The organism is Mycolicibacterium sp. ND9-15 (genome assembly GCF_035918395.1).
In the GTDB taxonomy this organism is placed as follows: Bacteria; Actinomycetota; Actinomycetes; order Mycobacteriales; family Mycobacteriaceae; genus Mycobacterium.
In genome coordinates this window covers 647,885-657,831 of sequence record NZ_CP142362.1, presented here as the reverse complement: position 1 = coordinate 657,831, position 9,947 = coordinate 647,885, and the positions used below count along the sequence as shown (strand labels likewise).

The window sequence follows — 9,947 nt, the reverse complement described above, 5'->3', positions numbered from 1 at the left end:
GGTCACAGCGCGGCCGCCTTCGTGGCTTGCCGGTACAGCATGAGTGTCACCGGTATGGCGAGCACCACGAGCACCAACGCGTAGGGCGCGGCGGCCGCGTAGTCCAACTCGCTGGAGTACGACCAGAACATCATCGCCAACGTGCGGGTGCCGGTGGGCGCGAGCAGCAGCGTGGCGGTCAGTTCGGTTGCCACGGCGACGAACACCAGCGAGGCACCGGCCGCGGCGGCGGGTGCCGTCAACCGCAGCGTCACCCGGAAGAACGTCGCGGTCGGTGAACTTCCCAGCGACCGGGATGCCTCCTCGAGGCTCGGCGGGACCTGAGCGAGGCCGGCCCGGACATTGATCAGCGCCCGCGGCATGAAGAGCAGAACGTAGGCGAACACGATCAGCGCCACGCTCTGGTAGAGGGGGCGGACGAAGTGGATCGTGACGGTCACCAGCGCCAGCGCGGTGACGATGCCGGGTAGCGAACTCGTCACGTAGTTGGCGCCTTCGACGACGCGGGCCAGCACACCGCTCGAACGCACCGCCACCCACGCGACCGGGAATGCGAGCACGGTGGTCAGAACCGCTGCGGCGGAGGCCAAGCCGATGGTCTGGCCGAGCGCGGACAGGATGTCGTCGACGAGCCAGACCTCGGCGCCGCCCAGCCACAGCCACCGCAGGATCGTCCCGACCGGTACACCGATCGCCAGTACCGCCAACGCCGTCAGCGCGATCGTCGCCGGAATCACGCTGTAACGCAGGCGGATCGGTGTCCCCGCGCGGGGCGCGCCCGAGCCGATTCGCGCGAAGCGGGCGTTGCCGCGGGTGGCCGCCTCGGCGGTCAGCAGCACCAGGCACAGCAACACGAGCACACCGGCCAGCATGCTGCCTGCCGCCCCGTCGAACGTCGCCTGAAACTGCTGGAAGATCGCGACGGTGAAGGTGTCGAACCGCACCATCGCGAACGCACCGAACTCGGCGAGCAGGTGCACACCGACCAGCAGCGCGCCGCCGAGGATGGCCAGGCGTAGCTGTGGGAGCACGACCCGGAAGAACACCCCGGCCGAGTGCGACCCCAGCGCTCGGGCCGACTCCTCGACGGCCGGATCGAGCCGCCGCAGCGTGGCGGCGACCGGCAGGTACATGAACGGAAAGTAGGACAGCGTCGTGACCAGCACGCCCGCCCCCAGGCCGTGCAGCGACGGGATCAGCCCGATCCACGCATAACTGTTGACGAACGCCGGAACGGCGAGCGGCGCAACGAACAGTGGTCGCCAGAACGCTCGGCCCGGTAGGTCCGTCCGCTCCACCAGCCACGCAGTCCCCACCCCGATCACCACGCACAGTGGGAGGGTGATGAATACCAGAGCGACGGTGTTGACGAGCAGTTCCCCGACACGGGGGCGTACGACCAATTCATACGCCCGCGCCCAGCCGACCGAGACCGTCGCCCACGCCACGTAGCCCAGGGGGATGCACGTCGCAGCGACGAGGATCGCGACCGTCGCCGACACCAGCGGACCCGGCCGGGCCGTCCTCGTCGACCGCGAAACCGGTGCCGCGGGCGCAGGGATGGGGGGAGCGGCGGCGACCACCTACAGCAAGCCAGCCTTCGTCATCAGGTCGGTGACCTTCTGCGCGTCCAGGTTCGACGGGTCGACGTTGGGTGCCTGCAGCGTGTCGAGCGGCGGCAGAGCGGGATTCGCGGGCACACCGCTGGCGACGGGGTATTCGAACGACGTCCCCTTCTCGAGCACCTCCTGGCCGGCCTTGCCGGTGATGAACCGGACGAACTGCTGGGCCTGGTCGATCCTGTCGCTGGAGGCCAGCACGCCGCCGCCGGACAGGCTGACAAAGGCGCCGGGATCTTCGTTCTTGAAGTAGTGCAGCGCGGTATTGCCGCTCATCTCTTTGGTTTTCACCTGATCGCGGAACCAGTAGTAGTGGTAGATGACACCGCCGTCGACCTCACCGGCGTTGACGGCCTTGAGAGTGGCGATGTTGTCGCTGTAGAGCTTGGCGTTGGTCTTCATCGCGGCCAGCCACTGGGCGGTCGCGGGCTCGCCTTTCAACTCGAGCAGCGCCGAGACGATCGCCTGGAAGTCGGCCTTGGTCGGCGGCGCACCCCACCGCCCCTTCCACTCCGGTTGCTGCAGATCGAGCAGCGACTTCGGCAGCTGGTCCGGTTGCAGCCGTGACGTGTTGTAGACGAACACGGTGCTGCGCGCGGCCACCCCGGTCCACTTGCCGCTTGGCGGGCGGTACTGCGGTGGCACCTGATCGAGCGTGCCGGGTTCGAGGCCGGCGAAGAGTCCGGCGCGCTCGACTGCGGCCATCGCGGGCGAGTTCTCGGTCAAGAACACGTCGGCCGGCGACGCTTTTCCTTCGGCCACAAGCTGATTACCCAGTTCGGTGTCACCGCCCTGGCGGTAGGTGACCTTGATGCCGGTTTCCTTGGTGAAGGCGTCGATCCATTCCTTGGTGAGCGACTCGTGCTGGGCGTTGTAGACCAGCAATTCGTCGCTGTCACCCGAATCCGAGCAGGCGGTCGCGGCGGCAGCGACGGCGAGGGTTGACAGGACGGCGGCGATCCGCCTCCACCGTGGTCGCATGCAGGGGATCCTTTCGCGGTTCGTGCAGGTCAGATCGCAGGATCTTTAGCTGAGGTTTACCTAATGAACATACCCTTTCGACGGTCTTCGCTCGTTGGCTGTATCGCAATTGCGCTCCGGCCCTTCCGCGCCATGCTCCGGCAGGACCGTCAGGGGTATGGCTGCGAGGAACCGCTGCGCGGGATATGCGCGCGCAGCGCGGTGCCGCGGTCAGTTCCGGACGGCTGGCCGCGCTGTTCGACGCGATGACCGAATGGTCACATCCGACCGGATCGGGCCCGAACGAAGTTGTAGACGCCGAAGGCGGCGATGCCGACTGCGGCGAGAATGAGAAGGAACTTGCCGAACGGCGCGTGTCCGAGCGTCTTGACCGCCGCGTCCAGCCCCGTCGCCTTGGCGGGATCCGCCTGCAGCGTCGCGACGATGACCAGCACCCCAGCGCCCGCGAGCACCAGCCCCTTCGCCCCGTAGCCCGTGATCCCGACGGCGGTGACACCCGTGCCACCGGAGGCGCGCAGGTCGTTGAAGAACCTCTTCGTCACGCCCTTGTAGACGTGGTAACCGCCGACACCGATCAATCCGAGGCCCACCACAATCAGCACGGCCTTGCCCCATCCGGTCTGCATCAGCTGCGCGCTGAGGCCGGCGTTCTGCTCGGTGCTCTGCTGTCCACTGCCCGTGGCGAAGCGCGCCGCCGAGAATGCGATGGCGAAGTTGACCGCGGCCAGGCCGAGCGACTTCACCCGCTTCCACGCCGGAGCGTCATCCCGGAAACGGCCCGATCCTTCACCGGGCCTCGGGCCGACAATCGCCTCGGCAACCCGCCAGAGGCCGAGCGCCAGCAGTCCGATTGCGACGACCCACAACAACACCGCGCCGCCGGTTTGTTGTGCCAGCGTCGTCAGCGCCCCGGACTGGTCGGCGTTGCCGCCGGATCCCAGGGCGATGCGCAGGATCAGATAACCGACGAGCAGGTGCAGCACGCCGCTGACGGCGAATCCGGCGCGTGCCGTGTATTCGAAGGCATCGCTGTCGGTCGCTCGGTCGGCGACGCCGTGTAACGACTTGTCGGTCATGCGGGCGTTGTACCCGATTGTTTACGCCGGCGAAACCGGACGCGTCCAACTTGTGGATGAATTGCTCGTTGGGGATGACGGCCCATAACGGCGCCCGGATCGCGGCAAGGTGTCGGCCGACCTCTGCACGGTAGGGGCATGACTCTGTTGACCCGCGCCGAGATCGGCGCACTGGGAGAAGAACTCGCGGTCGAGCACCTGCGGTCACTGGGCTTACGGGTGCTCGACCGCAACTGGCGATGCCGGTACGGCGAGTTGGACGTGATCGCCGCCGACGACACGGCCCGCACGGCGGTGTTCGTCGAAGTGAAGACCCGCACCAGCGATCGGTTCGGCGGTGTCGAGCAGGCCGTCACCCCGCAGAAGGTGCGCCGGCTGCGGCGCCTCGCCGGCCTGTGGCTGGGGGCCCAGGAGGCCGGGTGGTCGCAGGTGCGCATCGACGTGGTCGGGGTACGCATCGGCAGACAGCGGGCACCGCAGATCATCCATCTGCGGGGGGTGGGTTAGGTGGCGTTGGGGCGCGCCTTCTCCGTGGCGGTCCGCGGGCTCGACGGGCAACTCGTCGAGATCGAGGCCGACATCACCTCCGGGTTGCCCGGGGTTCACCTGGTCGGTCTTGCGGACGCGGCCCTGCAGGAGTCGCGCGATCGGGTTCGTGCGGCGATCACCAACTGCGGCAATTCCTGGCCGATGGCGCGGCTGACCCTGGCGCTCTCCCCGGCGACCTTGCCGAAGATGGGCTCGGTGTACGACCTGGCGCTGGCCTTGTCGGTGTTGTCGGCCCACAAGAAGGAGCAGTGGGCCCGTCTCGAAAAGACCGTCTTGCTTGGTGAACTGGCGCTCGATGGGCGGGTCCGACCGGTCAAGGGTGTCCTTCCGGCGGTGCTGGCCGCCAAACGGGAGGGATGGCCCGCGGTGGTCGTGCCCGTGGACAACCTCGCCGAAGCGAGCCTGGTAGACGGTATCGAGGTGTGCGGGGTGCGCACGCTGGGCCAGCTCCAGTCTTGGGTCAAAGGGCGCGGCGCGCTCGAATCCCGAATCGCATCGCCGTCGCGGCAGCAGAAGCCGGTGGCCGATCTCGCCGATGTGATCGGCCAGACCCAGGCGAAGTACGCGGTCGAGGTCGCCGCTGCGGGCGGGCACCACCTGATGCTGACCGGGCCGCCCGGGGTAGGTAAAACCATGCTGGCTCAACGGCTTCCGGGTCTGCTGCCGTCGCTGTCGGAAAGCGAGGCACTGGAGGTGACGGCGATCCACTCGGTGGCGGGCCTGCTGTCGACCAACACACCGCTGATCACCACGCCGCCGTTCGTGGCGCCGCACCACACTTCGAGCGTGGCGGCGATGGTCGGCGGCGGCACCGGGATGGCGCGCCCCGGCGCGGTCAGCCGGGCGCACCGCGGGGTGCTCTTCTTGGACGAGTGTGCCGAGATCGGCGTCAGTGTGCTCGAGGCGTTGCGGACACCGTTGGAGGATGGTGAGATTCGGCTCGCTCGGCGCGACGGTGTCGCGCGCTACCCTGCCCGTCTCCAACTCGTGCTGGCAGCGAATCCATGTCCTTGCGCACCGCCCGACCCCCACGACTGCATCTGCAGCGGCCAGGAGAAGCGGCGCTATCTCGGCAAGCTGTCCGGTCCGTTACTCGACCGCGTCGACCTGCGGGTGGAGATGCATTCCTTGCGGGCGGGCGCGATCGTCGCGCAGGACGGCGAGTCCACGGCCGACGTGCGTGAGCGGGTCGCTAGGGCGCGAGCGGCCGCCGCCGAGCGCTGGCGGCCATACGGCATCAGCACCAACGTCGAGGTCAGCGGCTCGCTGCTACGACGCAGGTTCCGACTGCCGGCGGCGGTGATGAGGCCGCTGCACTCGGCACTTGACCGCGGTGCGTTGAGCGTCCGGGGGATGGACCGCACCATGCGGGTGGCTTGGTCGCTGTGTGATCTCGCGGGGCGCACGTCGCCGGTGGTCGACGACGTCACCGCGGCGTTGAGCTTTCGGCAAGGGGGAAGGGTGCGATGACCGATGACGTGACCGCGGCGTGGGCGTATTTGTCGCGGGTGGTTGAGCCGCCGTGCCCGGAGTTAGCGGCGTTGGTGGCACGCCTGGGTCCCGTTGAGGCGGCCGAGCGGGTGCGACGCGGGCAGGCCGGTGACAAGATCGACCGGCACGCCGAGGCTCGTCGTCACATCAACTGCGCTGCTGCGGATCTCGATGTATTGGCGCGGCTGGGTGGGCGGCTGGTCACGCCGGACGACGACGAGTGGCCGCTGTTGGCGTTCACCGGGTTCGGTGGGATCGCCGAGCGGCTCCGTCCGCAGGCTCATCCGCCCATGGTGTTGTGGGCGGTGGGACCCGCAGCGCTCGACGAGGTCGCCTACCGGGCGGCCGCCATCGTGGGTACGAGGGCCGCGACCGCCTACGGCGAGTTCGTCGCGGCCGACCTTGCCGCCGGTGTGGCCGGACGCGATGTCGCGGTGGTGTCCGGTGCCGCATACGGCATCGACGGGGCGGCGCACCGCTCGGCTCTGGCCGCCGATGGATTGACCGTGGCGGTACTCGCCGGCGGTATCGACATTCCCTATCCGGCGGGGCACGCTGCGCTGCTGCGCCGGATCGCCGAACAAGGCGTGGTGATCAGTGAGTATCCGCCCGGCGTACGCGCTGCTCGCCACCGCTTTCTGACCCGTAACCGATTGGTCGCGGCGCTGGCCGGGGCTACCGTGGTCGTCGAGGCCGGAGCACGCAGCGGCGCGGCGAACACCGCGGCCTGGGCGCGTGCGCTCGGACGGTCGGTGTGCGCGGTTCCCGGTCCCGTCACGTCATCGGCATCGGTTGGATGCCACGCTCTGCTGCGTGGCGATGCGCAGATCGTCACGCGCGCGGTGGACATCGTCGAACTGGTCGGCAACATCGGAGAACTGGCGCCGGAGGAGCAGCGCGCCGTCTCACCGCTCGACGAGCTCACCGAGACCGACAAACGGGTGTACGACGCGCTCCCACGACGTGGCGGACGCACCGCCGACGAGATCGCCATCACCTCGGGCCTGCCTGCCCGTCAGGTGCTGGGTCCGCTGGCGAACCTCGAGCTGTCGGGCTTGGTCGTGTGCCGAGATGGGAGGTGGAAGCTTGCGGCCCGCTGAGTTCGCATGAGGCCGTACAAGGTAGGGCGCCGCCGGCGGTGGCCCGCTCGTATAGTCGGTGAGGCCGGCTAATCATCAGGTCGGCCGAGGTTTGGAGGACTCTTGTGGCAGGGCGACCGATACACACCTTCGAAGTGGTGCGTACCGAGCAGATGACACCGCACCTCATCCGGCTGGTGCTCGGTGGCGCCGGGTTCGACACGTTCACCCCGAACGAGTTCACCGACGCCTACGTCAAGATCGTGATCGTCAACCCCGAGGTCGATGTCGCGAGCCTGCCGAAACCGCTGACCCTTGACTCGTTCTCGTCGTTGCCGCCGGAGCAGCGGCCCACCGTACGCACGTACACCGTCCGCAATGTCGACCCAGGGCGCCGCGAGATCTGCATCGACTTCGTCGTACACGGAGATCACGGCGTCGCCGGACCGTGGGCGTCTGCCGCCACCCCCGGCCAGCGGGCCTACCTCATGGGGCCGAGCGGCGCATATGCGCCCGATCCCGCTGCGGACTGGCATCTGATGGCTGGCGACGAAGCGGCGGTTCCCGCGATCAGCGCTGCGCTGGAAGCACTGCCGGACAACGCGATTGGCAAAGTGTTCATTGAGGTCGCCGGTTCGGACGACGAGATTCCGCTGAAGAAGCCAGACGGAGTCGAGGTGCGATGGATCTACCGCGGCGGCCGCGCCGACCTGGTGCCCGAGGACCAAGCCGGCGACCACGCGCCGTTGATCGCCGCGGTCAAGGAGACGCCGTGGCTGCCAGGGCAGGTGCAGGTCTTTATCCACGGTGAGGCGCAGACCGTCATGCACAACCTGCGGCCCTACATCCGCAAGGAGCGTGGCGTCCCCGCGAAGTGGGCGTCGTCGATCTCCGGGTATTGGCGACGCGGCCGCACCGAGGAGACGTTTCGCGAGTGGAAGGCCGACCTGGCCAAGGCCGAAGCCGGTACCTGACCGGCGCCCTGGCACGCTTGGCGCATGACGTTCGGGAACTACCAGTTCGAGATCTACCTGCAAGGCTTGTCGGGCATCGTGCCGAAGCTGCCGATGACGTTCGCGGAGTGGGAGGCCAAGGCGGAGTCGGCCATGCCGCCGTCGGTGTACTCCTACGTCGCGGGGGGCGCTGGCGACGAGCGCACCCAGCGACTCAACCGCACCGCATTCGACAACTGGGGTCTGATGCCGCGGATGTTCCGCGCGACCCGCGAGCGCGACCTGTCTGTCGAGCTGTTCGGCATGACGTTGCCGTCGCCGGTGTTCATGGCGCCGGTCGGGGTGATCGGCATCTGCGCCCAAGACGGCCACGGCGACCTCGCCACCGCCCGCGCGGCAGCGCGCACCGGCGTGCCGATGATTGTCTCGACCCTCACCGAGGACCCGCTGGAAGACGTGGCAACCGAATTCGGCGACACCCCAGGCTTTTTCCAGCTGTACACGCCGACCGACCGGGAGCTGGCCGCCAGCCTCGTGCACCGCGCCGAGGCCGCCGGATACAAAGGAATCATTGTCACCCTCGACACCTGGGTACCGGGCTGGCGTCCCCGCGACCTGTCGACGTCGAACTTCCCGCAGCTGCGCGGGCGCTGTCTGGCGAACTACACCAGCGACCCGGTGTTCTGCGCCGCGCTGGCGCAGCCGCCCGAGGAGAACCCCCAGGCCACGGTCTTGCACTGGGTGGGGCTCTTCGGGAATCCGCTGACGTGGGACGACCTCCCGTGGCTGCGGTCGCTGACCGACCTGCCCCTCGTCGTCAAGGGCATCTGCCATCCCGACGACGCGCGGCGCGCCAAGGACGGCGGCGTCGACGCGATCTACTGCTCCAACCACGGTGGCCGACAGGCCAACGGTGGGCTGGCGGCCATCGACTGCCTCCCCGGGGTGGTGGAGGCGGCCGACGGGTTGCCCGTGCTGTTCGACTCGGGCATCCGCAGCGGCGCCGACATCGTCAAGGCGCTCGCCCTCGGCGCCACCGCGGTCGGGATCGGGCGGCCGTACGCGTACGGGCTCGCGCTCGGCGGCGTGGACGGCGTCGTGCACGTGCTGCGTTCGCTGCTCGCCGAGGCCGACCTGACGATGGCCGTCGACGGCTATCCCACCCTGGCCGATCTCACTCCGGACACGCTGCGGCGCGTCACCTGAACGTCGCGGTCGGCTTCTGCGACGGTTGAGACGTGGAAGCCGTCCTCGAAGAGTTCGACGAGTACCTCGCGCTGGAGCGAAACCGCTCCGAGCACACCCGTCGCGCATACCTCGGCGATCTGCGGTCGCTGTTCGGGTTCCTGGCCGACCGCGGGGCAAACGCCGACCATGGGCTGGCCGGTCTGAGCCTGCCGGTCCTGAGGTCCTGGCTGGCCGCGCAGGCCGCCGCGGGCGCAGCACGCACGACGTTGGCACGGCGTACGTCGGCGGCGAAGATGTTCACAGCGTGGGCGCTGCGGCGCGGACTGATCGAAAGTGACCCGGCCACCCGGCTCCAGGTGCCCAGGGCCCGCCGCGCACTGCCCGCGGTGCTGCGCGAGGATCAGGCGCTCGACGCGATGGCGGCCGCGAAATCTGGTGCGCAGCAAGGTGACCCGCTGGCACTTCGCGATCTGCTGATCGTGGAGTTGTTGTACGCCACCGGTATTCGCGTCAGCGAGCTGTGCGGGCTCGACATCGACGACATCGACATGCCGCGGCGACTGCTGCGGGTGTTGGGCAAGGGCAACAAGCAGCGCACGGTGCCGTTCGGCGGGCCCGCGCAGGAGGCGCTGACGGCGTGGCTCGACGACGGTAGGCCGGCGTTGGCGACGGCGGATTCGGGTCCGGCCCTGCTGCTAGGTGCGCGCGGGCGCCGGCTCGACCCGCGACAGGCGCGCACCGTCGTACACCAGACCGTGTCCGCGGTCGACGGCGCGCCGGACATCGGGCCGCACGGGCTACGGCACAGCGCCGCCACGCATCTGCTCGAAGGCGGGGCGGACCTGCGCGTCGTGCAGGAACTGCTCGGCCATTCCACGCTGGCGACCACACAGCTCTACACGCACGTCACGGTCGCACGGCTGCGCACCGCCCACGACCAGGCCCACCCCCGCGCGTGAAATGGTGATTTCGGTGCGCTACTGATCGCTGACCGATCGAATGGGCACCGAA

The 9,947-nt window shown here is 68.9% G+C and carries 9 protein-coding genes; 6 read left to right on the top strand and 3 right to left on the bottom strand.

Going from position 1 to position 9,947, the window contains the following annotated elements:
* Positions 1-2: 2 nt before the first annotated feature.
* From QGN32_RS03280 to QGN32_RS03270, 3 genes are all read right to left on the bottom strand, one after another.
* Positions 3-1,583 (bottom strand): ABC transporter permease, encoded by a 1,581-nt coding sequence (locus QGN32_RS03280; RefSeq protein ID WP_326547244.1) that lies wholly within the window; start codon positions 1,581-1,583, stop codon positions 3-5.
* Positions 1,584-2,600, bottom strand: a complete 1,017-nt coding sequence (locus QGN32_RS03275; protein ID WP_326547243.1) for an iron ABC transporter substrate-binding protein — start codon at positions 2,598-2,600, stop codon at positions 1,584-1,586.
* Positions 2,601-2,857: 257 nt separating this feature from the next.
* Entirely contained in the window at positions 2,858-3,676 is an 819-nt protein-coding gene (locus tag QGN32_RS03270; RefSeq protein ID WP_326547242.1) for a DUF1206 domain-containing protein, read from the bottom strand.
* A 138-nt stretch (positions 3,677-3,814) separates the two neighbouring features.
* On the opposite strand from QGN32_RS03270, the gene QGN32_RS03265 reads away from it, so the two are divergent.
* From QGN32_RS03265 to QGN32_RS03240, 6 genes are all read left to right on the top strand, one after another.
* Positions 3,815-4,183 (top strand): YraN family protein, encoded by a 369-nt coding sequence (locus tag QGN32_RS03265; protein WP_326547241.1) that lies wholly within the window; start codon positions 3,815-3,817, stop codon positions 4,181-4,183.
* Positions 4,184-5,695, top strand: a complete 1,512-nt coding sequence (locus QGN32_RS03260) for a YifB family Mg chelatase-like AAA ATPase (protein ID WP_326547240.1) — start codon at positions 4,184-4,186, stop codon at positions 5,693-5,695.
* Positions 5,692-6,816: a DNA-processing protein DprA gene (gene dprA / locus QGN32_RS03255; RefSeq protein WP_326547239.1), complete on the top strand. Its 1,125-nt coding sequence runs from the start codon at positions 5,692-5,694 to the stop codon at positions 6,814-6,816. The genes QGN32_RS03260 and dprA overlap by 4 nt, the downstream gene beginning before the upstream one ends.
* A 104-nt stretch (positions 6,817-6,920) precedes the next feature.
* Positions 6,921-7,769, top strand: coding sequence for a siderophore-interacting protein (locus tag QGN32_RS03250; protein ID WP_326547238.1), 849 nt, complete (start codon positions 6,921-6,923; stop codon positions 7,767-7,769).
* A 24-nt stretch (positions 7,770-7,793) separates the two neighbouring features.
* The gene (locus QGN32_RS03245) at positions 7,794-8,954 is read left to right on the top strand and encodes a lactate 2-monooxygenase (RefSeq protein ID WP_326547237.1); all 1,161 of its coding nucleotides are present in this window, start codon (positions 7,794-7,796) and stop codon (positions 8,952-8,954) included.
* A 32-nt stretch (positions 8,955-8,986) separates the two neighbouring features.
* Positions 8,987-9,895: a tyrosine recombinase XerC gene (locus QGN32_RS03240; RefSeq protein ID WP_326547236.1), complete on the top strand. Its 909-nt coding sequence runs from the start codon at positions 8,987-8,989 to the stop codon at positions 9,893-9,895.
* Positions 9,896-9,947: the final 52 nt, after the last annotated feature.

Excerpts from the sequence above, each read along its gene's own strand:
- QGN32_RS03275 (WP_326547243.1), bottom strand. The coding sequence starts at position 2,600 with ATGCGACCACGGTGGAGGCGGATCGCCGCCGTCCTGTCAACCCTCGCC.
- dprA (WP_326547239.1), top strand. The coding sequence starts at position 5,692 with ATGACCGATGACGTGACCGCGGCGTGGGCGTATTTGTCGCGGGTGGTT.
- QGN32_RS03270 (WP_326547242.1), bottom strand. The coding sequence starts at position 3,676 with ATGACCGACAAGTCGTTACACGGCGTCGCCGACCGAGCGACCGACAGC.
- QGN32_RS03265 (WP_326547241.1), top strand. The coding sequence starts at position 3,815 with ATGACTCTGTTGACCCGCGCCGAGATCGGCGCACTGGGAGAAGAACTC.
- QGN32_RS03245 (WP_326547237.1), top strand. The coding sequence starts at position 7,794 with ATGACGTTCGGGAACTACCAGTTCGAGATCTACCTGCAAGGCTTGTCG.